At 61.4% G+C, this 21,826-nt stretch carries 25 protein-coding genes; 21 read left to right on the top strand and 4 right to left on the bottom strand.

Going from position 1 to position 21,826, the window contains the following annotated elements; translation table 11 throughout:
• Positions 1-18: 18 nt before the first annotated feature.
• Positions 19-1,008, top strand: coding sequence for a S49 family peptidase (locus QU606_RS28030; protein WP_024076966.1), 990 nt, complete (start codon positions 19-21; stop codon positions 1,006-1,008).
• A gap of 134 nt (positions 1,009-1,142) precedes the next feature.
• On the opposite strand, the gene QU606_RS28025 is transcribed toward QU606_RS28030, so the two are convergent.
• A complete protein-coding gene (locus QU606_RS28025; RefSeq protein WP_024076965.1) occupies positions 1,143-1,721 on the bottom strand; it encodes a nucleoside triphosphate pyrophosphatase in 579 nt (192 codons plus the stop codon).
• A gap of 105 nt (positions 1,722-1,826) precedes the next feature.
• Between QU606_RS28025 and QU606_RS28020 the strand changes: the two genes are divergently transcribed.
• The 20 genes from QU606_RS28020 to QU606_RS27925 all read left to right on the top strand — a co-directional run bounded on the left by QU606_RS28020 (position 1,827) and on the right by QU606_RS27925 (position 19,497).
• Positions 1,827-2,357 carry a YceD family protein gene (locus QU606_RS28020; RefSeq protein ID WP_010566563.1) on the top strand — a complete coding sequence of 177 codons (531 nt, stop codon included), beginning with the start codon at positions 1,827-1,829 and terminating at the stop codon, positions 2,355-2,357.
• 13 nt (positions 2,358-2,370) lie between these two features.
• A complete protein-coding gene (rpmF, locus tag QU606_RS28015) occupies positions 2,371-2,553 on the top strand; it encodes a 50S ribosomal protein L32 (protein ID WP_003179396.1) in 183 nt (60 codons plus the stop codon).
• Between the two features lie 4 nt (positions 2,554-2,557).
• Positions 2,558-3,568: a phosphate acyltransferase PlsX gene (gene plsX, locus QU606_RS28010; RefSeq protein ID WP_024076964.1), complete on the top strand. Its 1,011-nt coding sequence runs from the start codon at positions 2,558-2,560 to the stop codon at positions 3,566-3,568.
• 140 nt (positions 3,569-3,708) lie between these two features.
• Positions 3,709-4,647 (top strand): ACP S-malonyltransferase, encoded by a 939-nt coding sequence (fabD, locus tag QU606_RS28005; protein ID WP_102624086.1) that lies wholly within the window; start codon positions 3,709-3,711, stop codon positions 4,645-4,647.
• A 31-nt stretch (positions 4,648-4,678) separates the two neighbouring features.
• On the top strand, positions 4,679-5,422 hold the full coding sequence (gene fabG / locus QU606_RS28000) for a 3-oxoacyl-ACP reductase FabG (RefSeq protein WP_015885432.1): 744 nt from the start codon (positions 4,679-4,681) through the stop codon (positions 5,420-5,422).
• A 191-nt stretch (positions 5,423-5,613) separates the two neighbouring features.
• Complete coding sequence (gene acpP / locus QU606_RS27995; protein ID WP_024076962.1) at positions 5,614-5,850, top strand: acyl carrier protein; 237 nt, start codon at positions 5,614-5,616, stop codon at positions 5,848-5,850.
• Between the two features lie 127 nt (positions 5,851-5,977).
• Positions 5,978-7,222, top strand: a complete 1,245-nt coding sequence (gene fabF, locus QU606_RS27990) for a beta-ketoacyl-ACP synthase II (RefSeq protein ID WP_304997857.1) — start codon at positions 5,978-5,980, stop codon at positions 7,220-7,222.
• Positions 7,222-8,037, top strand: coding sequence for an aminodeoxychorismate lyase (gene pabC, locus QU606_RS27985; protein WP_102624085.1), 816 nt, complete (start codon positions 7,222-7,224; stop codon positions 8,035-8,037). The genes fabF and pabC overlap by 1 nt, the downstream gene beginning before the upstream one ends.
• A 1-nt stretch (position 8,038) precedes the next feature.
• Positions 8,039-9,172 (top strand): endolytic transglycosylase MltG, encoded by a 1,134-nt coding sequence (mltG, locus tag QU606_RS27980; protein WP_024076959.1) that lies wholly within the window; start codon positions 8,039-8,041, stop codon positions 9,170-9,172.
• 19 nt (positions 9,173-9,191) lie between these two features.
• Positions 9,192-9,824, top strand: a complete 633-nt coding sequence (gene tmk / locus QU606_RS27975) for a dTMP kinase (RefSeq protein WP_024076958.1) — start codon at positions 9,192-9,194, stop codon at positions 9,822-9,824.
• Positions 9,817-10,806 (top strand): DNA polymerase III subunit delta', encoded by a 990-nt coding sequence (locus tag QU606_RS27970; RefSeq protein ID WP_024076957.1) that lies wholly within the window; start codon positions 9,817-9,819, stop codon positions 10,804-10,806. The genes tmk and QU606_RS27970 overlap by 8 nt, the downstream gene beginning before the upstream one ends.
• A 63-nt stretch (positions 10,807-10,869) precedes the next feature.
• Positions 10,870-11,655, top strand: a complete 786-nt coding sequence (locus QU606_RS27965; RefSeq protein ID WP_069076845.1) for a TatD family hydrolase — start codon at positions 10,870-10,872, stop codon at positions 11,653-11,655.
• A 451-nt stretch (positions 11,656-12,106) separates the two neighbouring features.
• Positions 12,107-12,766 (top strand): TetR/AcrR family transcriptional regulator, encoded by a 660-nt coding sequence (locus QU606_RS27960; protein WP_024076955.1) that lies wholly within the window; start codon positions 12,107-12,109, stop codon positions 12,764-12,766.
• Between the two features lie 115 nt (positions 12,767-12,881).
• Complete coding sequence (locus tag QU606_RS27955; RefSeq protein WP_024076954.1) at positions 12,882-13,850, top strand: GTP 3',8-cyclase MoaA; 969 nt, start codon at positions 12,882-12,884, stop codon at positions 13,848-13,850.
• Positions 13,851-13,968: 118 nt separating this feature from the next.
• A complete protein-coding gene (locus QU606_RS27950) occupies positions 13,969-14,574 on the top strand; it encodes a DUF4823 domain-containing protein (protein WP_024076953.1) in 606 nt (201 codons plus the stop codon).
• Between the two features lie 28 nt (positions 14,575-14,602).
• Positions 14,603-15,163, top strand: coding sequence for a DUF1285 domain-containing protein (locus QU606_RS27945; protein WP_304997856.1), 561 nt, complete (start codon positions 14,603-14,605; stop codon positions 15,161-15,163).
• Positions 15,164-15,233: 70 nt separating this feature from the next.
• Complete coding sequence (locus tag QU606_RS27940; protein ID WP_024076951.1) at positions 15,234-15,947, top strand: GntR family transcriptional regulator; 714 nt, start codon at positions 15,234-15,236, stop codon at positions 15,945-15,947.
• A complete protein-coding gene (locus QU606_RS27935; protein WP_102624083.1) occupies positions 15,944-16,945 on the top strand; it encodes an ADP-ribosylglycohydrolase family protein in 1,002 nt (333 codons plus the stop codon). Before QU606_RS27940 ends, QU606_RS27935 begins: the two co-directional genes overlap by 4 nt.
• 175 nt (positions 16,946-17,120) lie before the next feature.
• Positions 17,121-18,587, top strand: a complete 1,467-nt coding sequence (locus tag QU606_RS27930) for a cytosine permease (RefSeq protein WP_024076949.1) — start codon at positions 17,121-17,123, stop codon at positions 18,585-18,587.
• Positions 18,580-19,497, top strand: coding sequence for a PfkB family carbohydrate kinase (locus QU606_RS27925; protein ID WP_069076843.1), 918 nt, complete (start codon positions 18,580-18,582; stop codon positions 19,495-19,497). Before QU606_RS27930 ends, QU606_RS27925 begins: the two co-directional genes overlap by 8 nt.
• 324 nt (positions 19,498-19,821) lie before the next feature.
• On the opposite strand, the gene QU606_RS27920 is transcribed toward QU606_RS27925, so the two are convergent.
• The 3 genes from QU606_RS27920 to QU606_RS27910 all read right to left on the bottom strand — a co-directional run bounded on the left by QU606_RS27920 (position 19,822) and on the right by QU606_RS27910 (position 21,766).
• The gene (locus QU606_RS27920) at positions 19,822-20,088 is read right to left on the bottom strand and encodes a hypothetical protein (protein WP_024076947.1); all 267 of its coding nucleotides are present in this window, start codon (positions 20,086-20,088) and stop codon (positions 19,822-19,824) included.
• 51 nt (positions 20,089-20,139) lie between these two features.
• Positions 20,140-20,484 (bottom strand): hypothetical protein, encoded by a 345-nt coding sequence (locus tag QU606_RS27915; protein WP_069076842.1) that lies wholly within the window; start codon positions 20,482-20,484, stop codon positions 20,140-20,142.
• An 85-nt stretch (positions 20,485-20,569) separates the two neighbouring features.
• Positions 20,570-21,766 (bottom strand): MFS transporter, encoded by a 1,197-nt coding sequence (locus QU606_RS27910; protein WP_024076945.1) that lies wholly within the window; start codon positions 21,764-21,766, stop codon positions 20,570-20,572.
• Positions 21,767-21,826 lie beyond the last annotated feature (60 nt).

The raw sequence follows: 21,826 nt of genomic DNA, 5'->3' as shown, positions 1-21,826 counted from the left end.
TTTGCTGGGGTAGTTGGCATGAGTGATGAGTGGAAAGCACCGGAAAAGGCCAGTGACGACAAGGCCGATGACAAAAGCTGGAAGCTGTTGGAGAAGACTCTCCTGGCCAGCGTGCAGGAGCAGCGTCGTTCGCGGCGTTGGGGGATTTTTTTCAAGCTGCTGACCTTTGTTTACCTGCTGGGCATGCTGGCGCTGTTCAGCCCGCTGATGGACATGGAAAAAAGCGCCACCCGTGGCAGCCACTACACGGCCCTGATCGAGGTGCGTGGGGTGATCGCCGACAAGGAGTCCGCCAGCGCCGACAATATTGTCAGCAGCCTGCGCGCGGCCTTTGAAGACCCCAAGGTCAAGGGCGTGATCCTGCGCATCAACAGCCCCGGTGGCAGTCCGGTGCAGTCGGGCTATGTGTATGACGAGATTCGTCGCCTGCGCGGGCTGCATCCGGAGATCAAGCTGTATGCGGTCATTTCCGATCTCGGCGCTTCGGGTGCCTATTACATTGCAAGCGCCGCTGACCAGATTTATGCCGACAAGGCCAGCCTGGTCGGCTCCATTGGTGTGACGGCGGCCGGTTATGGTTTTGTCGGCACCATGGAGAAGCTGGGGGTGGAGCGTCGGACCTACACCTCGGGCGAGCATAAGGCGTTCCTTGACCCGTTCCAGCCGCAAAAGGCGGATGAAACCCAGTTCTGGCAAGGCGTGCTCGACACCACTCATCGCCAGTTCATCGCCAGCGTCAAGCAGGGGCGTGGGGATCGTCTGAAGGATAAAGAGCATCCGGAGTTGTTCTCCGGTCTGGTGTGGTCGGGCGAGCAAGCATTGCCACTGGGTCTGATCGATGGCTTGGGCAGTGCCAGTTCGGTGGCGCGGGATGTGATTGGCGAGAAGGACCTGGTGGATTTCACCGTTGAAGAATCGCCGTTTGATCGTTTCTCCAAGAAGCTCGGTGCCAGCGTGGCTGAGAAGCTGGCGCTGTACATGGGCTTCCAGGGCCCGGCGCTGCGCTGAGATTTCGATAGAGGTGGGAGGGGGCTTGCCCCTGATAGCGGTGGGTCAGCTACAGATAAGCTGACTGAATTACCGCTGTCGGGAGCAAGTCGAATCGTCGCGTCGCCCGTCCCGCATTGGGTTTTGCAGCGTTCTTAAGGGATTTGCACGCCTTCGCTGAGTAGCATATCCACCAGCCGAATCAGGGGTAAGCCGACAAGACTGGTCGCGTCCGGCCCTTCGGTGCTCTGGAACAGGCTCACGCCCAGCCCTTCAGCCTTGAAGCTGCCCGCGCAGTCATACGGCTGCTCGATCCGCAGGTAGCGCTCGATGCGCGCTGCATCCAGCTCGCGCATGTGCACGGTAAAGGGTATGCAGTCCACCTGGCAGTGCCCCGTCTCGCTGTTAAGCAGGGCCAGGCCGGTGAGGAAACTGACACGTTTGCCACTGGCAGCCAATAATTGCTCGCGCGCGTTTTCGAACGTGTGAGGCTTGCCGATGATGCGGCCTTCCAGCGCGGCGACCTGGTCGGAGCCGATGATCAAATGTCCAGGATGGCTGGCGGCGAGGGCACGGGCTTTCTGTTCGGCCAGGCGTTTGACCAGATCCGTGGCCGACTCATTTGCAGCGTGGCTTTCGTCGATATCCGGCGAGCTGCAGGTGAACGGCAGGTGCAGGCGGCTCAGCAATTCCCGGCGATAAACCGAGCTGGAAGCGAGTAATAAAGGCAGCATGGACGTCTCCTCAAGGCAGCCGCCGATTCTAGCGGGGCGACCGGCCGACGCACAGGGCTGAATTTCCTTTGACATGGCTGGGGGCATCCCTATAATGCTGCGCCTATGTTGAATGACCCGATTCCACCTCACGTTGACCCGCGCAAATTGGCTGATCGTGGCACTTCCCTTCAAGGTGAGTTGCTGCTGGCCGATTTGGAGAGACTCTGCGACCCGCTTTCCGACACTGTCGGTACGGTGCAGGCCAAATTCGTTTTTGAACGAGATGAACGTAAATCTGTGGTAATCCACAGCTTTATCGACACCGAGGTCAAAATGGTTTGCCAGCGTTGTCTTGAGCTGGTCACCCTGCCGATCCACAGCGAGTGCAGTTATGCTGTGGTGAAGGAGGGTGCGAATACCCAGTCGTTGCCGAAAGGTTATGACGTGCTGGAACTGGGCGAAGATCCTTTGGATCTGCATGCACTGATCGAGGAGGAGCTTCTGCTCGCCTTGCCCATTGTGCCTGCTCATCATCCGGAAGAATGCCAGCAGCCGGCGGGCCTCGATGACGAGCCCGAACCGAGCGAGGACGAGGTAACGCGGTCCAACCCGTTCAGTGTATTGGCGCAGTTAAAGCGTGACCCAAACGTTTAGGAGTTAATCAATTATGGCTGTTCAGCAGAACAAAAAATCCCGCTCTGCCCGTGACATGCGTCGTTCGCACGACGCTCTCGAGGCTAGCACCCTGTCCGTAGAAAAGACCACCGGTGAAGTTCACCTGCGTCACCACGTATCGCCAGAAGGCGTATACCGTGGCCGTAAAGTGATCGACAAGGGCGCTGACGAGTAATCACTTGTCTGCTCAAGTCATCGCGATTGACGCAATGGGCGGGGACTTCGGTCCCCGCAGCATTGTTCAGGCCTGCATTGCCAGCCTGGCTGCCACACCCTCGCTGCACCTGACCCTTGTCGGTCAACCCTCCCTCCTTGAAGAACTGATTGCCAGCCATCCGGCGGTGGATCGCGCGCGCCTGACGATTACGCCAGCCAGCGAAACCATCAGCATGGATGACAAGCCGGCGGCGGCCCTGCGTGGCAAGCCCGATTCTTCGATGCGGGTAGCCCTTGAGTTGTTGCACGACGGCAAGGTGCAAGCCTGCGTCAGCGCCGGCAATACCGGTGCATTGATGGCATTGTCGCGGCATGTGCTCAAGACCCTGCCGGGGATTGACCGGCCGGCGATGGTGGCGGCGATTCCGACGCAGAAAGGCTATTGCCAACTGCTGGACCTGGGCGCGAATGTCGATTGCAGTGCCGAGCACCTGTTTCAGTTCGCCGTGATGGGCTCGGTGGCCGCCGAAGCGCTGGGTGTGGTCCGGCCGCGAGTGGCCTTGCTGAACATCGGTACCGAGGACATCAAGGGCAATCAGCAGGTGAAGCTCGCCGCTACCCTGTTGCAGGGCGCGCGGGGCTTGAACTACATCGGCTTTGTCGAAGGCGACGGTTTGTACCGTGGCGAAGCGGATGTGGTGGTGTGCGACGGTTTTGTCGGCAATATCCTGCTCAAGTCCAGCGAAGGCCTGGCCACCATGATCGCGATGCGCATCGAAGCGTTGTTCAAGCAGAGCCTGGCGTCACGCATGGTGGGCGCCCTGGCGCTGCCGTTGATGCGTCGCCTGCAGGCTGACCTGGCGCCAGCGCGGCATAACGGCGCAAGTTTTCTTGGCTTGCAGGGCATTGTGGTCAAAAGCCACGGCTCGGCGGGGGTGCAGGGCTTCCAAAGCGCTATTGCGCGTGCGCTTATCGAGATCCAGGAAAACCTGCCTCAACGTTTGCACGGCCGTCTAGAGGATCTGTTGCCTTAGGCGAATCGGCTCGGGAATGCTTAAATGTGACCGACCAGTTCAATTGACCATCCAATCTGTCAGTTTCGTGCGCTCCCACCATTCATTTTAAGATCGGGAGCGACCATTTCCGACGACCTGATCATTTAGGGGCTTGTTACATGTCTACATCCCTCGCATTCGTCTTTCCAGGGCAGGGTTCGCAGTCCCTCGGCATGTTGGCCGAGCTGGGCGCGCAATATCCGCTGATCCTGGAAACCTTCAAGGAAGCTTCCGATGCCCTGGGTTACGACCTGTGGGCGTTGACCCAGCAGGGGCCGGAAGAACAACTCAATCAAACCGATAAAACCCAACCGGCGATCCTGACCGCTTCGATTGCCCTGTGGCGCCTGTGGCTGGCTGAAGGCGGCGCACGCCCGGCATTCGTGGCCGGTCATAGCCTGGGCGAATACAGCGCCCTGGTGGCGGCGGGCAGCCTGACCCTGGGCGAGGCGGTCAAGCTGGTCGAGCGTCGTGGCCAACTGATGCAGGAAGCCGTTCCGGACGGGCAGGGCGGCATGGCCGCTATCCTCGGCCTGGACGATGCGGTCGTGATCGAGGCCTGCGCCGAAGCCGCTCAGGGCGAAGTGGTCAGCGCAGTGAACTTCAACTCCCCTGGCCAGGTGGTGATCGCCGGTGCCAAGGCGGCGGTCGAGCGTGCCATCGAAGGCTGCAAGGCCCGTGGCGCCAAGCGTGCGCTGCCGTTGCCGGTGAGCGTGCCGTCCCATTGCGAGTTGATGCGTCCGGCAGCCGAGCGGTTTGCCGAGTCCATCGCCGCCATCAACTGGCAGGCGCCGCAGATTCCGCTGGTGCAGAACGTCAGCGCGGCGGTTGCGCCTGATCTCGAGACCCTCAAGCGCGACCTGTTGGAGCAGCTCTACAAGCCGGTACGCTGGGTTGAGTCGGTACAGACGCTGGCCGCCAATGGCGCCACCGAGCTGGTTGAATGCGGCCCGGGCAAGGTCCTGGCTGGCCTGAACAAGCGTTGCGCCGACGGTGTGTCGACCGCCAATCTCAATACCCCGGATGCCTTCGCTGCCGCTCTCGCGGCACTGGCCTGACCCCTGATCCCCGAACTTAGGAGAAGCCTGCATGAGTCTGCAAGGTAAAGTTGCACTGGTTACCGGCGCCAGCCGTGGCATTGGCCAGGCCATCGCCCTGGAACTGGGCCGTCAGGGCGCCGTTGTCATTGGCACCGCCACTTCCGCTTCGGGCGCCGAGCGTATCGCCGCGACCTTGAAGGAAAACGGTGTCCAAGGCACTGGCCTTGAGCTGAATGTGACCAGCGATGAGTCCGTGGCTGCGGTACTGGCCGAGATCACCGCACAGTTCGGTGCGCCGGCAATTCTGGTGAATAACGCCGGTATCACCCGCGATAACCTGATGATGCGCATGAAAGACGACGAGTGGTACGACGTGGTCGACACCAACTTGAACAGTCTGTTTCGCCTGTCCAAGGGCGTTTTGCGCGGCATGACCAAGGCGCGCTGGGGCCGAATTATCAATATTGGCTCTGTAGTGGGTGCCATGGGCAACGCAGGCCAAGTAAACTACGCAGCCGCCAAGGCCGGTCTGGAAGGTTTCAGCCGTGCATTGGCGCGTGAAGTCGGCTCGCGGTCGATTACGGTCAACTCGGTGGCCCCAGGGTTCATCGATACCGATATGACCCGCGAACTGCCGGAAGCACAGCGTGAAGCCTTGCTGACGCAGATTCCGCTGGGCCGTCTGGGCCAGGCTCAAGAGATCGCGAATGTGGTCACTTTCCTGGCATCCGACGGTGCGGCATACGTGACTGGGGCTACAATCCCGGTGAACGGCGGGATGTACATGAGTTAAATTGTGACGGATCGCTTCAAAAAAATGTCATACGAGCTGTCTAAAATCCGTTATAAAGCTGCAACTTAATTTATAGGCAGGTGGCCTACGGGGTACAGGGTGAAGCTTTCAGTTGAAAAGCTGAAATGGCTTTCTATACACTTACCCACTGGCCAGCTGCCTGAATTTGTCCATTAGGAGTTAAACAAGGTATGAGCACCATCGAAGAGCGCGTCAAGAAAATCGTTGCCGAGCAACTGGGCGTCAAAGAAGAAGAAGTGATCAACACTGCTTCCTTCGTAGAAGACCTGGGTGCCGATTCCCTTGACACCGTTGAGCTGGTGATGGCTCTGGAAGAGGAATTCGAGACCGAAATCCCGGACGAAGAAGCTGAAAAAATCACTACTGTTCAAGCTGCTATCGACTACGTTACTAGCCACCAGGCGTAATAGTTTGTAGTCGTCGCTTGCTGTCAGGGAAAAACCGCACTGCTGTAACGGCGTGCGGTTTTTTCTTTAGCTCTGATGAAAAGTGGCTCTGAAGCAAAGTGTCGTCATCAAGAAAAAGGAGAGTGCTGTGTCGCGTAGACGCGTCGTAGTCACCGGTATGGGTATGTTGTCGCCACTGGGTACGGATGTGCCGAGCAGTTGGCAGGGCATTCTGGCTGGCCGCAGTGGTATTGGTCTGATCGAACACACGGACCTTTCTGCCTATTCCACCCGTTTTGGCGGCTCGGTAAAGGGTTTCAATGTCGAGGAATATCTCTCGGTCAAAGAGTCCCGCAAACTCGACCTGTTCATTCAATACGGCCTGGCAGCCGGTTTTCAGGCAGTGCGTAACGCCGGCCTGGAAGTGACCGACGCCAACCGTGAGCGTATCGGCGTCGCCATGGGATCGGGTATTGGCGGTCTGACCAATATCGAAGAAACCAGTCGCACGCTGCATGATTCCGGCCCCCGTCGAATTTCACCGTTCTTCGTTCCGGGCTCGATCATCAATATGATTTCCGGTTTCCTGTCCATCCACTTGGGTGCCCAGGGACCTAACTACGCCATTGCCACGGCGTGCACCACGGGCACTCACTGCATCGGCATGGCGGCGCGCAATATCGCCTATGACGAGGCGGATGTGATGATCGCCGGTGGCGCCGAAATGGCCGCCTGTGGCCTGGGCATGGGCGGCTTCGGCGCATCCCGTGCGCTGTCGACGCGCAATGACGAACCGACCCGTGCCAGCCGTCCATGGGACAAGGGCCGTGACGGTTTCGTACTGTCCGACGGTGCCGGTGCCCTGGTGCTCGAAGAACTGGAACACGCCAAGGCGCGGGGTGCCACCATCTACGCCGAGCTGATCGGCTTCGGCATGAGCGGCGACGCCTACCACATGACCTCGCCACCGGCCGATGGTGCTGGCGCTGCGCGTTGCATTACCAACGCCCTGCGCGATGCGAAGGTCAACCCGGACCAGGTGCAGTACATCAACGCCCACGGCACCTCGACCCCGACTGGCGACCTGGCGGAAGCCGAAGCCATCAGGTCGGTGTTCGGCGACCATGCCTACAAGCTGGCGGTCAGCTCTACCAAGTCCATGACCGGCCATCTGTTGGGTGCGGCGGGCGCGGTCGAGGCGATCTTCAGTGTGATGGCCCTCAAGGATCAGGTCGCTCCGCCGACCATCAACCTCGATGAGCCGGACGAAGGTTGCGACCTGAACTTCGTGCCTCACGAAGCACAGCCGATGCCGATCGACGTGGTGATCTCCAACTCGTTCGGTTTCGGTGGCACCAACGGTTCCCTGGTGTTCCGCCGGTTCGCCGAGTGATGCACAGCTGGGTCGACGGTCAGCCAGCGGACAGCGTGCCCCTGAAGGATCGTGGCCTGGCTTATGGCGACGGCTTGTTTGAGACGATTGCCGTCAAGGCCGGGCAGCCCGTGCTGCTCGACCGCCACCTGCACCGCCTCGACGAGGGCTGCAGGCGGTTGGCACTGGTTGCGGATCCGGCGCTGATCCGCAGCGAAGTGCTGGCTTATGCCGCCGCCCTCGGCGACGGTGTTCTCAAGTTGATGCTCACCCGCGGCGACAGCCTGCGCGGTTATGGCATCAACCCCGGCGCTCCCGTGCGTCGGATCTTGCTGGGCAGTCCGCCCGCCACTTATCCCCCGGCCTATGGAACCGACGGTATCCGCCTGTTTCCGTGTGCCACCCGCTTGTCCGAACAACCGCTATTGGCGGGTCTCAAGCACCTCAACCGCCTGGAGCAAGTGCTTGCCCGCGCCGAATGGCAAGACGCCGAGCATGCCGAGGGCTTGATGCTGGATAGGTCCGGACGCGTCATCGAGGGCGTGTTCAGCAACTTGTTCCTGGTTTGCAACGGCTTGTTACTAACCGCCGATCTGGCGCGTTGCGGGGTTGCCGGTGTCATGCGCGCCGAGGTCCTGGCCCAGGCACAAGCGCTGGGCATCCCGGTGGCCGTGGCTGATATCAGCCTTGAGCAGTTGCAACAGGCTGATGAAGTCTTTGTGTGCAACAGCGTTTATGGCATTTGGCCGGTGCGCGACTGTGCTGCGATGAGCTGGTCGGTTGGCCCGCTCACCCGTAAACTGCAGGGCATTGTTCGCGCACTATTGGATATTTGAGTTGATACGAAAACTGGTTGTACTGCTGCTGATCGGTGTGTTCTCGGCGGCGTTGCTGTTGGGGTTTTCCGCCTGGAAACTCGATTCCTCCCTGAAGCAGCCGCTGAACCTGACGCAGGAGCAGTTGCTTGATGTGCCGGCAGGGGCCACCCCCACGGGCACCTTCAATCGCCTGGAGGCCGAGGGTGTGCTCGAAGGTGCCTTCTGGCTGCGCCTGTACTGGCGTTTCAACCTCGATGGACAGCCGCTGCACAGCGGCGAATACCGCATGACGCCTGGGATGACCGCCCAGGGCCTGATTGGCCTGTGGCAACGTGGCGAAGTGGTGCAATACAGCCTGACCCTGGTGGAGGGCTGGAATTTTCGCCAGGTTCGTTCGGCCCTGGCCAAGCATGAAAAAATCGTACAGACCCTCTCGGGCCTGAGTGACAGCGAGGTGATGGACAAGCTTGGCCATCCCGGCGTGTTCCCTGAAGGTCGGTTCTTTCCTGATACCTACCGTTTCGTGCGCGGCATGACCGATGTCGAATTCCTGAAAAAAGCCTACAACCGCCTGGACGATGTACTCGCTCAGGAATGGAGCAAGCGCGCCGCTGATGTGCCGTACACCGACCCTTACCAAGCGCTGATCATGGCCTCCCTGGTGGAGAAAGAGACCGGTGTACCGGAAGAACGTGGGCAGATCGCCGGGGTATTCGTGCGCCGCATGAAGATCGGCATGCTCCTGCAGACCGACCCGACGGTGATCTACGGCCTGGGGGAGCGCTACAACGGCAAGTTGACCCGCGCCCACCTCAAGGAAGCCAACCCCTACAACACCTACATGGTGGCCGGTCTGCCGCCGACGCCGATCGCCATGGTCGGCCGCGAGGCGATTCATGCTGCGCTGAACCCGGTGCCGGGCAGCAGCCTGTATTTCGTCGCCCGTGGCGATGGCAGCCATATTTTCTCCGATAACCTGGATGCGCATAATGCCGCCGTGCGTGAGTTCCAGCTCAAGCGTCGCGCCGATTATCGCTCCAGCCCGGCGCCGGTGGTAAAACCGCCGGAAGACCCGACGCCCCCCGCCGATACTCCAGCTCAAGCGCCGGCGGAGCCTGCACCGGACACCGTCGCGCCGCAAAGCCCGCAATGACTCTGACTAAGGACTGCCTGTGACTGGCTTGTTTATTACCCTGGAAGGCCCGGAAGGCGCCGGCAAAAGCACCAACCGCGATTACCTGGCCGAGTGCTTGCGCGCCGAGGGTATCGAAGTGGTGTTGACCCGTGAACCGGGCGGCACGCCGCTGGCCGAGCGTATCCGCGAGGTGCTGCTGACCCCAGGTGACGAACAGATGAACCCGGACACCGAGCTGTTGCTGGTGTTTGCCGCACGTGCCCAGCACCTGGCCGAGGTGATTCGCCCGGCCCTGGCCCGAGGTGCGGTGGTGATTTGTGATCGCTTCACCGATTCCACCTATGCCTACCAGGGCGGTGGCCGGGGCTTGTCGCTGGAGCGCATTGCCACCCTGGAAACCTTTGTGCAGGGCGATTTGCGCCCTGACCTGACTCTGGTGTTCGACCTCCCGGTAGAAGTCGGCCTGGCGCGTGCCAGTGCCCGTGGTCGCCTCGATCGCTTCGAGCTGGAAGGCCAGGCGTTTTTCGAGGCGGTGCGCAGCGCATTCCTTGCGCGCGCCAAGGCTGAACCGGCGCGTTATTACCTGCTGGACGCCGCGCAGCCGCTGGCCCGGGTGCAACAGGCCATTGACGCTTTGTTGCCGACACTGCTGGAGCGCGCCCGTGGCTGAAGCCTACCCCTGGCAGGATAGCCTCTGGCAGCAGTTGGCCGGCCGTGCCCAGCACGCCCACGCCTATTTGCTGCACGGGCCGGCGGGGATCGGCAAGCGCGCCCTCGCCGAACGCCTGATGGCCAGCCTGTTGTGCCAGCGTCCGGTCAACCTGGAAGCCTGCGGCGAGTGCAAATCCTGCCTGTTGCTCAAGGCCGGTAGCCACCCGGACAACTATCTGCTGGAGCCTGAGGAAGCCGACAAGGCGATCAAGGTCGACCAGGTCCGCGACCTTGTCGGTTTCGTGGTGCAAACCGCACAGATGGGCGGGCGCAAGGTGGTGTTGATCGAGCCGGTGGAAGCGATGAACATCAATGCCGCCAACGCCTTGCTCAAAAGCCTGGAAGAACCTTCCGGCGATACGGTGCTGTTGTTGGTCAGTCACCAGTCCAGCCGCTTGTTGCCGACCATTCGCAGCCGGTGCGTGCAGCAGGCGTGCCCGTTGCCGAGCGAGGCCATGAGCTTGCAGTGGCTGGCACAGGCGCTGCCGGAGTGCGCCGAAGACGAACGGGTCGAGTTGCTGACCCTGGCCGCCGGTTCCCCCCTGGCAGCGGTGAAGCTGCACGCCCAGGGCGTGCGCGAGCAACGGGCGCTGGTGGTGGATGGCGTGAAAAAACTGCTCAAGCAGGAGCTGTCCGCTACTCAGTTGGCCGAAGCCGCCTGGAAAGACATCCCCTTGCTGCTGCTGTTCGACTGGTTCTGCGACTGGTCGAGCCTGATCCTGCGCTACCAGTTGACCCAGGATGAACAGGGCCTGGGCCTGCCGGACATGCGCAAGGTGGTGCAGTACCTGGCGCAGAAAAGTGCCCAGGACAAGGTGCTCAATATCCAGGACTGGATCCTCGCCCAGCGCCAGAAGGTGCTCGGCAAGGCCAACCTCAACCGCGTGCTGTTGCTCGAAGCGCTGCTGGTGCAGTGGGTCGGCTTGCTCGGCCGCCGTTAATTTCCGTGGCCGACGGGTGTATCGTTGGCCAGGCCCTTTCCGTGACCTAAGTCGTAATTTCCTATGCTCGTAGATTCCCATTGCCACCTTGATCGCCTTGACCTTGCCCAGCATGGCGGTTCCCTTGATGCCGCCCTCGAAGCCGCCCGTCAGCGCGGGGTAGGGCACTTCCTGTGCATCGGCGTCAGTGCCGACAACGCCGCTGACGTCAAAGCCCTCGCCGATCGCTATGCCGATGTGGATTGCTCGGTGGGTGTCCACCCGTTGGACCTCAAGCCCGGTGAGGCCCCGGCCCTCGACTGGCTGTTGGGGGAGCTGAACCACCCGCGCGTGGTCGCCATTGGCGAGACCGGCCTGGATTACCACTACGAACCCGAAGCCGCCGAGTTGCAGCAGGCATCGTTTCGCCTGCACCTGCAAGCCGCCCGGCAGACCGGCAAACCAGTGATTGTCCACACCCGCGGTGCTCGCGCCGATACCCTGGCCCTGCTGCGCGAAGCCGCGCTCCCCCAGGCAGGCGTGCTGCATTGTTTCACCGAAGACTGGGACATGGCCAAGGCCGCCCTGGACCTGGGGTTCTATATCTCCCTGTCGGGCATCGTGACCTTCCGCAATGCCGATGCCTTGCGGGATGTGGCGCGCCAAGTACCGGTCGACCGTCTGCTGGTGGAAACCGACTCGCCGTATCTGGCGCCCATCCCCCATCGCGGCAAGCCAAACCTGCCGGAGTATGTGCGGGATGTGGCGGATTACCTGGCGATGCTGCGCGGTGAGTCATATGAGCGCTTTGCCGAACAGACCACTGCGAACTTCAAGCGCCTGTTCCCGCAGGCCCATGTGGCCGGGTAACGGGGCCGGACAAATCGCAGGCAAAAAAAACCCGGGTTCTGGGGGGGCGAATCCGGGCTAAGACCATTAGGAGTAAAACAAGGGCACGCGGTCCGTTGGTACCCAGGTCGACGCTTCACTTGGGGGAGATGTCGCGCCGACAGTTGAAGTATTGATCAGTATCCGATTCAGTCCAGTCGCGGCTGGTCGTTTCTTAAACAGATTTGGAATACGTGCGCTTCGCTTGAGTTCTCATTGAGCCGGTGCCCAGCTGTAGTTGTTGCGTATTATTTCTGACTGATAAGCATGAAATCGTTGGCGGACTGAAAGTAAAGTGCGCAACGGGTTCACATAGACGTTGCCCAACGACCGTTCAGTCGGGATAATCCCTCGCATCGGGTAAATCGTATCGCCACGTATCCGTGGCCCTGCGCAACCCTCCCTAATACCGACCTCTGCAGACCTCTTCCTCATGCACAAAGAACCCCGTAAGGTCCGTGAGTTTCGCCGCCGTGAGCAGGAAATTCTCGACACTGCACTCAAGTTGTTCCTCGAACAAGGTGAAGACAGCGTCACCGTCGAGATGATTGCGGATGCCGTGGGTATCGGCAAAGGCACGATCTACAAGCATTTCAAATCCAAGGCCGAAATCTACCTGCGCCTGATGCTCGACTACGAGCGCGACTTGAACGAGTTGCTGCACTCGGCCGATGTCGACAAGGACAAGGAGGCCCTGTCCCGGGCCTATTTCGAATTCCGCATGCGTGACCCGCAGCGCTATCGCCTGTTCGACCGCCTGGAAGAAAAAGTGGTCAAGGGCCACCAGGTGCCGGAAATGGTCGAGGAACTGCACAAGATCCGCGCCTCGAACTTCGAACGCCTGACCCTGCTGATCAAGGGTCGCATCAGTGAAGGCAAGCTCGAAGATGTGCCGCCGTACTTCCACTACTGTGCCGCCTGGGCCTTGGTGCATGGCGCCGTGGCGCTGTACCACTCGCCGTTCTGGAGCAATGTGCTGGAAGATCAGGAAGGTTTCTTCCAGTTCCTGATGGACATCGGTGTGCGCATGGGCAACAAGCGCAAGCACAGCACCGAGCAGCCACACGCCCCCGCTGAAACGCCTGCCACGTAATGATTTGCTGCCAGGTGCAGTAACCCAGGAATATACTCAGGCAAGGATCTTGCTAAAAGCTGATTTATCAGTCAGTTTTTAGCGCGCCCCGAATCATCCTCTGCCGGAGTGATCCATGATCGTTGATCGTCAAGGCAGGCGTTTTCGCAATTTGCGGATCAGCCTGACCTCAGCCTGCAATTACGCGTGTACCTACTGCGTGCCAAACGGCAAGCGGCTGGTGGCTGCCCAGGACGAACTCTCGGCCGAGGCCATGGCCCGTGGCGTGGCCTATCTGATTGAAGCGGCGGGTATCGAGCGCCTGCGTATCACCGGCGGCGAGCCGCTGGTCAGCCCCAAACTCGAAGCCTTCATGGGCGCCGTGGGCGGGATGGGCCTCAGTGATATCAGCCTGACCACTAATGGCCAGTTACTTGCGCGCAAACTGCCGCTGCTGGTGGACGCCGGTATCCGGCGTATCAACGTTTCCCTCGACACCCTGGACGCCGACGCCTTCCGCAGCATCGCCCGTGGCGGTGACCTGGCCACCGTGCTCGATGGCATGGACCAGGCCCGCGCGGCCGGGATCAAGATCAAGGTCAATATGGTGCCGTTGCGCGGGCAGAACCTCGACCAGGTGATGCCCCTGCTCGACTATTGCCTGGAGCGTGGCTATGAATTGCGCTTTATCGAGTTGATGCGCATGGGCCACCTGGCCAAGGACTCCAATGCGTTTCTGCAGCAATTCGTCAGTTTGCAGCAACTGCTTGGCCTGATCGGCGAACACCATGAGTACCTGCAAGCCAACGCACCGGTAGATGCCACGGCCGTTCGCTACGAAGTGCCGGGTAAAGGCTTTTTTGGCGTGATCGCCAACGAAAGCGTGCCGTTCTGCCGTACCTGCTCGCGGTTGCGGCTGTCGTCGACCGGTTGGTTGCATGGCTGCCTGTCGTCGAGCAACCGGCACTACGTCGGCGACCTGCTGGACAAGCCGCGCCACCAGGCGCTGCCGGCCTTGCAGGGCCTGTTGGTCAAGGCGCTGGGCGATAAACAGGAAGTCGCGTTCTCCGGCGGCGCGACGGTCATGAAGATCATCGGCGGCTAACGCTATCCCGAAGATGACACATCACCCACATTTGATTTGAGCTGCCCTCAAGCTGGCGCAGAACCTGCATCTTGAGCCCATTCGCCGGTTTTCCGTCACCGGCTTCTGGAGGATTAGGATGCGTAGTCTGGTTTTGTTGCTGGCGTCGTTGACGTTGAGTGGTTGCATGACCGTCAGCGATATGGCCGAAGGCACCCGCTATCAGATGAGCGATGCCGGCTTGCTCGACCATAGCGATACTCGCCGTACCGCCTCGGTTCGCATCCAGCCGGACTCCTTTGTGTTTATCGCCCAAGGCGCTTTCGTGCCACCGGGCAGTGCCTATCCGCGCCCGAACGTGGTAGCCGAGGAAGCCTTCAACGGCTTCGTCGAGTACTTCCCCATGGTGCGCCGCGCCCGTCAGCCCGAAGGGCTTGAGCAGGCCATGGCCGAAGCCCGTGCGGCCGGTGCCCATTACTTGTTGTACTGCCGTTTTGCCGCGGCGGATGACCGTATCGGCAACGCCGATGAGTGGACCGACCAGCAGGCCCTCGACCGCCTCGGCCTGGACAGCGGTGTGATCCAGATCATGTTGATCGAGACCAGCACCCAGTATTTGATTGATACTGCACGTATTCGCAATCGTGGCGGTTTACTGACGTTCCACGACAACAAGCCCGAAGATCTGATTGCCCGGCCCCTGGCGCAGTACGCCCGAGGCCTGCTGGGCATGGGGGACCAGTAAGGCCAGCACGTAAAAGAGGGATAACACCATGACCGATTCCGCCAAGGCCAATGACCTGTTGGCCCAACTGCCCAAGGGCAAGGGGCCGGCGCCGGTGCATCTGTGGAACCCGGACTTCTGCGGCCATATCGACATGCGTATCGCCCGTGATGGCACCTGGTTCTACCAGGGCACGCCCATCGGGCGTAAGCCGATGGTCAAGTTGTTCTCCAACATCCTTCGCCGTGATGGCGACGATTACTTCTTGGTCACCCCTGTAGAAAAGGTGGGCATCAGCGTCGATGATGCGCCCTTTGTCGCGGTAACCCTGGATGTCGAAGGGCAGGGCGAAAGCCAGGTGTTGCGCTTTACCACCAACGTCGATGATCAAATCGAGGCTGGCCTCGAACACCCGCTGCGGGTAGTGATCGACCCCGACACCCAGGAACCGTCCCCCTATCTGCGTGTGCGCACCAACCTCGAAGCGCTGATTCACCGCAATGTGTTCTACCAATTGGTGGAGCTGGCCGTGAGCCGTCCGATCAACGGTCAGAACTGGCTCGGTGTGTGGAGTGGCGGGGAGTTTTTCCGTATCGGGCGGGAGTCCTGAGGGCGGTTTTTTCATCTCTTTGAAATAATTCGCTTGCTGTGATCGGGCGCTTTCGGTTATCAATTTGTACATGATTAGACATGTTCGATTTGATAAGAAAAAACGCGTCGTCGACGAGCTCATCCGCCGTATCGAGGGTGGGGTGATGGCCGACGGTTTCCTGCTACCGGGCGAGCACCAGTTGGCCGAAGAGTTTGCGGTCAGTCGTGGCACCTTGCGCGAGGCCCTGGCCGAGCTCAAGCGCCGTAATTACATTGCCACCCAGAGTGGCGTGGGTTCCATCGTCACCTTTGACGGCATGGTGCTTGACCAGCGCAGCGGTTGGGCCCAGGCCCTGGCCGACACGGGCGCGCTGGTGACCACCGATATCCTGCGCTTCGAAGCCGTGACCCGCGCGGACCTGCTCAGCCGTTTCGGCAACGATCAATTTATTGCCCTCGACCGCCGTCGGCGCACCACCGATGGCACCGCCGTGTCCCTGGAACGCTCGCTGATGCCGGCGACCGGTGGCCTGGAAAGCCTGCCCCGTGTGGGCCTGATCGACAACTCCCTGACCATCACCCTGGCCGCCTACGGTTATGTCGGCGCCGAGGGCGACCAGTGGATCGGTGCCGAGCCGCTGAGCGAGGAAGACGCCGAATTGCTCGGTCGCCCGGCAGGCACGGTATTTCTCAAGGCTTCGCGTACCACCTACGACCGTCGCGAGCGCTTCATGGAGCACGTCGAAAGCTTGCTCGACCCTCTGCACTTTCGCCTGCACCTGCAGTTTGGAACGTCGAAATGACCCCGATGCTTCGCGCTCTTGGCGCTTTCTATGGCCTGGCCCTGGGCGATGCCTTGGGCATGCCCACCCAATCCTTGAGCCGTGAACAGGTCAAGGCGCGCTTCGGTGCGATCACTGCCCTGGAAGATGCTGACGCCAACCAGCCCATCGCGCCGAACATGCCCGCTGGCTCCATCACCGATGACACCGAACAGGCGATTCTGGTCGGCGAGTTGCTGGTGGAAGGCCACGGCAAGATCGACCCCACTGTGCTCGCCCAGCGCCTGATCGACTGGGAAGCGGTGATGCGTGCCAAGGGCTCCCAGGATTTGCTCGGGCCTTCGACCAAGCGCGCCATCGACATGATCCTCGCCGGGCACACCCCGGAAGAAGCCGGACGCTACGGCACCACCAATGGCGCGGCGATGCGCATCACGCCGGTGGGCATCGCCGCCGATGTGCGCGACCCGGCGCAGTTTCTCCAGGCGGTGATCCAGGCGTGCCAGGTCACCCACAACACCACCCTGGGCATCTCCAGTGCGGCGGCGGTGGCCGCCGTGGTATCGGCGGGCATCAACGGTGTGGACCTGGGCGAAGCGTTGAACATCGGCACCCAGCTCGCCCAGCAAGCCGAAAGCCATGGCCACTGGATTGCGGGCGGGCGTATTTCCACGCGCATCAGTTGGGCGCGGACCTTGAGCGTCGGCAGTGGCGACAAGGCGCTGTTCGCCGACCTGCTCTATGAATTGATCGGCACCTCCGTCGCGTCCCAGGAGTCGGTGGTGGTGTCGTTCGCCCTCGCGCAGCAAGTGGCGTCGGGCGAAATGAACGCATTTGAAGCCCTGTGCCTGGCCGCCAGCCTGGGGGGCGATACCGACACCATCGCCGCGATGCTCGGGGCCATGTTGGGGGCGTGCCTGGGCATGCAGTGCTGGCCTGAAGCGATGATCGAACAGGTCAAGCGGGTCAATGGCCTGGATCTACAGGCGCTGGTGCAGGGGCTGCTGACCATTCGGTAAGCGCCGCAAACAAACAGGTGGGAGCGGGCCTGCTCGCGTCAGCGGTGTATCCGCCCCGATGCTTTGACAGAAAGCGCGCTCCCACTGTGAGCTCATCGAGTCAGGAAGACCGAGAGTCGATCGACCTTAAGCATCTGCCACAACCACAACAATACAGGCACCAGGAGCACCCCTCATGAGCAGCATCTCTTCCAGCCAAAGCGCTGGGCAATTGGAAACACGCGGCATCGAACCGGTCCCTGAAGGCGAGTGCAACGGTCATCCGCTGCAACTGTTCTGGGTGTGGTTCGCCGCCAATATCAGCATTCTCGGCTTGCCGCTGGGCGCGACCCTGGTGGCGTTTCGTGGGCTGGCTATCTGGCAGGCGATCATCGTTGCGATCCTTGGCGCAGCCGGTTCCTTCGCGGTGGTGGGCATTATTTCCATCGCTGGCCGCCGTGGGCGTGCGCCCAGCCTGACCCTGTCCCGCGCGATCTTCGGCGTACGCGGCAATATCGGCCCGACCCTGGTCTCGCTGATGTCACGCCTGGGCTGGGAAACGGTCAACACCACCACCGCCGCCTTCGTGCTGCTCTCGTTGTGTTCGATCCTGTTCGGCTCCCCGGTGGAGGCGAAAAGTGCGCCGCTGCTGACCCTGATCTTCATCGCCATTTTCGTGTTGCTGACCCTGTCGGTTTCCGGCCTGGGCCACGCTACCTTGCTGGTGATCCAGAAGTGGGCCACCTATGTATTCGGTGCCTTGAACATCCTGGTCGGCGGTTTCCTCTGCGCCACCATCGACTGGAGCGCGGTGTTCAACGCTACCCCGGCACCGATGAGCGCGATGATGATCGGCATCGGCACCATGGCTGCCGGTACCGGTATCGGCTGGGCCAACGCCGGTGCCGATATGTCGCGCTACCAGCACCGCAGCGTCAAGGCCGTGCGCCTGGTGGCGTCCGCAGCGTTTGGTGCAGGCATTCCGCTGGTGCTGCTGATCACCCTCGGCGGCCTGCTGTCGGTGGGCAATCATGACCTGGCCTCGGCCACCGACCCGATCATCGCGATCCGCGACATGCTGCCGACCTGGATGGCCGTGCCATACCTGATCACCGCGTTTGGCGGGTTGCTGTTGTCGAATAACCTGTCGGTGTATTCGGCCGGCCTCACCACCTTGACCCTCGGTCTGAAGGTCAAGCGCGTGCATGCGGTGATCGTCGACATCGTGGCGATCTTCGCCGGCTCCATCTACTTCATGCTGATCGCCGACAGCTTCTACGGCCCGTTCATCACCTTCATCTCGTTGCTGGCGGTGCCGATCACCGCCTGGGTCGGAATCTTTGTGGTCGACCTGATCCATCGCCACTACTACAGCCCCAAGGATTTGCTGGACGTGAGCCCAAGCAGCGCCTACTGGTATCGCGGTGGCGTGGAATGGCGGGCGTTCGGCGCCTGGGCCGTGGCGATCGTGCTGGGTTTCAGCTTCACCACGATCGGTACCACTGCGCAAAACATCTGGTTCGCCGGGCCATTGTCCGACTCCTGGCTGGGCCACAACGGCCTGGGCTGGATCGTCACTTTCCTGGTTGCCGGCGGCATTTACGCGGTACTCGGCGGCGCGGCTGACCGTCGTCCGGCTTTAGTTGAGAGCCCCAATGTCTAGATTGCTGCACACTGGCCAGGTCATCGTCGACCTGGTCATGTCCCTGGAAAAACTGCCGGCCACCGGTGGCGACGTGCTCGCGCACTCGGCCAGCTTCGAGGCTGGCGGCGGGTTCAATGTGATGGCGGCGGCGCGACGCAATGGCTTGCCGGTGGTGTACCTGGGGCGTCATGGCAACGGCCGCTTCGGCGACCTGGCCCGTGCCGCCATGCAGGCCGAAGGTATTGAAATGGCCTTGGCGGCCAGCGGTGGCAAAGACACCGGGTTGTGCGTGTCTCTCACGGAAGCCACCACCGAACGCACCTTCATCTCCCATATCGGCGCTGAGGGCGAGTTGAGTGCCGAGGACCTGGCCGCCGTAACGCCGCAGGCGGACGACTATGTGTATGTCAGTGGCTACAGCCTGCTCCTTGAGGGCAAGGCACAGCCGCTGATCGACTGGCTGCTGGCACTGCCACGCGCAATCGTGGTGGTGTTCGACCCGGGCCCTCTGGTCAAGGCGCCGGGCTCGGCCTTGATGAGCGCATTGTTGCCGCGTATCGATATCTGGACCAGCAATGGCCCCGAAGCGCTCGCGTTTACCGGTGCGGCGGATATCACCGCCGCGTTGCCCGCGCTCAGTCAGCACCTGCCCGCCGAAACGTTGCTGGTCGTGCGTGACGGGCCGAATGGCTGCTGGGTCGGGCGCGCGGGTGAGGTTGAGCACGTGCCGGGCTTCAAGGTGCGGGCCGTGGATAGCAATGGCGCTGGGGATGCGCACGCGGGCGTGTTCATGGCCGGTCTGGCCATGGGCCTGGCGCCCGCCGTGGCGGCACGCCGCGCGAACGCGGCGGCGGCACTGGCGGTTACCCGCTGGGGACCTGCGACGTCTCCAGGCACTGCCGAGGTTGACGCGCTACTCGCTGAATGACCATGCACTCAAAGATGGGCAAGCACCCTCTGATCAATGATCAAGTAACTTATTGATTTTTAAGAATTAGTCTTTCCCTTGAACGCCCGGATTTTTGTGGCGAACGAGCTTGTTGTAGTGAGCGGGCTTGTTGTGGCGAACGAGCTTGTTGTGGCGAGCGGGCTTGCCCCGCGTTGGGTCGCGAAGCGGCCCCGAACCCAATCGACCGAGATCCCGCGGGTAGGATCGCGGTGGATTTGCTGGGGCTGCTGCGCAGCCCAACGCGGGGCAAGCCCGCTCGCCACAGTTTGGCCCTTGGGTCAGGGCCAGGCCAGATAAAAGCCATTACTGCCGGGTTTGGCTTTCCAGCTTTCGCGCTTCTTCCACGCCCGACGCGGTCAGCTTGATCGGCAGGTTCAACGCATAGTCACCGGCAGCATCGGTGGTCACATGCCCATCCTTGATAAAGCCGCGGTCTTGCAGGAGCGCCAAGACACTGGCGACCACTTTTTCACCGCGGTAATTATCCAGCACCTCCTTGCCCAACCCGTTCGGGTGGGCGTGCAGCAGGCGGGTGAGGACTTCTTGTTCAAGGTTTTTATCGACGTTCATGCATACCTCTTCACTGGGAAATGATCGGGTGTTGGTCTTGCTACCGATGCATCAAGGCGCAGGCTGTTTCGGGGCGCCTGGGATGTTGGAGTCGTCGCCTTTGTTGATCGTCGGCTGATTGACCGATGGGCCCATTTTGCCGTTACCGACGGCGGCCGGGGCCTGGCGCTGGGTGTCGTTGCCTTTGGTGCGCGGGTCGGCGCCGTTGTCGATGATTGCACCCCCGTTGGTGTCGAGGCCGGTGCCCATCGAATCCTGGGATTCCTGGGTGGCAGGGCTGGGCGGGCTGCCCACAGGATCGGTCTTGCCGGTGGACGAGGTGGCGGCCAATACACTCAGCGAAGCGGCGGACAGCAGGCCGGTGAGGGCGAGGGCGGCAAACGTGGAATTCTTCATGAGGGTGTCTCCATATGATTGATGTCCTTACCCTTTATTGGTCCGCCCAGTTTGTGGGTTCGTGCCTCGGTGGCGACGAACGGTATCAGCTCACCTGTAAGATTTTATGTGCCGAGAGACGGCGCTCGATCAAGCGTGCAACGGTGATCAGCCAGTTCAGCGCGGCGATGATCAGTACGCCCAGCATCAGTGTCGACAGCCCGAATTCGACGATGATCTTGCCCGCCAGCCAGGGAAAGCCAAACACGCCGACAAAGTAGGCCAGGCTGAACAGCAGCAATGCCTGGGACGTTGTACCGGGCGGCGCTTCGTGGGCGACCAGCCCGTTGATGACGGAATACGTCAGGCCGTACCCCACTCCCAGCGTGGCCGCCGCCAGCAGATAGCTGAGGTTGCCGCTCACGCCAAAGGCGAACAGCGCGATCGAACCGAGCATGATCCCGGATAACACACAGGCAGCCCGATAGGCATCCAGCTTGACCACGAAGCCGGCGATCAACAGGCGGCTGGTGATCGCTGCACTCAGGAACCCCGCGAAGAACAGCGAGTAGTCCAACCCGTGCGCGGCGGCATAGCTGGTCTGGAACGATGAGAGCCCGCCAAACACGCAGCCACCCAGGCCGACCATGAGGATCGCGAACGCCGCCTTGGAAGACAGCACCCGGCGGCTGGCGGCCAGGGAAATCCGCGAAGCCGGGGCATTTTCCCGATGCTTGAGCGCGGCGCCCAATCGCCAGAAAACAAGAACCCCGGCGAGGCTGGCCAACCCGGCAATATAGAACGCGGTCGTCAGGGGCAGGTCCAGTGCCGCGGTGGCGCGTCCGAGCAAAGGGCCGGAGCCGATGCCACTCAACATGCTGCCCGACAGCAGCGCAAAGTACTTGGCGCGTTGGCTGGGTTCTACCAGCAAGGTCACGATGATCGGGCCCAGCGTATAGAAGACGCCCCAGCCCAATCCGAGGGCCAGCCCGAACAGCATCAAGCCCTGGCCAAACCCTGGCGTCAGGGCAAAACCCAGGCAGGCAAGTACCAGCAACACGCCCATCCCCGCGATGGCCCGTGCCGCTCCCCATGCATCGGCCAAGTGCCCGGAGAGCACCACCGCCACGAACGTGCTGAGCATTGCCGTGGAAATCACACTGCCCGCGTCATGCTCGTTCCCACCGCGCGAATGAATCAGCAACGACAGCAAAAAGGTTGAACCGTAGGACAGCGACAATAGGAAGCTGGCAAGGCAAAACAGGGCGAACAACTTTCCGCCCACCGGTGAGGTGGAGTGCATGGGCAAGCCTTGGGGTCGTTGGAGTTATGGCCGATTTTTACCACGCACGCCCAGGCGGAT

This window comes from Pseudomonas sp. OVF7, assembly GCF_030644265.1.
In the GTDB taxonomy this organism is placed as follows: domain Bacteria; phylum Pseudomonadota; class Gammaproteobacteria; order Pseudomonadales; family Pseudomonadaceae; genus Aquipseudomonas; species Aquipseudomonas gorinensis.
Note: the sequence above shows the minus strand (reverse complement) of the source record. Positions and strands in the feature narration are given on the sequence as shown.